General features: G+C 49.1%; 1 protein-coding gene. It reads left to right on the forward strand.

The features are described 5' to 3' along the window. The first annotated feature begins 8 nt into the window (after positions 1 to 8). Complete coding sequence (locus ACEWB7_RS18685; RefSeq protein WP_411581188.1) at positions 9 to 272, forward strand: FmdB family zinc ribbon protein; 264 nt, start codon at positions 9 to 11, stop codon at positions 270 to 272. The last annotated feature ends 113 nt before the right edge of the window (positions 273 to 385 follow it).

Genomic DNA, 385 nt, shown 5'->3' on the forward strand with positions numbered 1-385 from the left:
GTTAACAAATGCCTATCTACGATTTCCAATGTACAGCGTGTGGTTATCAGCAAGAACTGATGCGCAAGGTATCTGCGCCGTCTGTTGAGGCTTGCCCTAAATGCCAGCAGCAGACCTTTAGCAAACAAGTTTCTGCTCCCAGTTTTCAATTGAGCGGTAGCGGCTGGTATGCCACCGATTTCAAAAATAACCAGGCGTCAGGCAGCAAGCCAGCAGAGTCTGCCAGCACGGGCGACTCCGCCAAGTGCAGTCCCGGCTGTGCCTGCCACTAAAAAACGAACCCCATGAAAAAATATTTCATTACAGGCTTGCTAGTACTGGTCCCATTATTTATTACGGTGTGGGTACTCAAAACTTTAGTGCAAACGCTGGATCAGAGCCTGCT

The organism is Acinetobacter sp. NIOH-H-8, from assembly GCF_046635365.1.
Lineage (GTDB): Bacteria > Pseudomonadota > Gammaproteobacteria > Pseudomonadales > Moraxellaceae > Acinetobacter.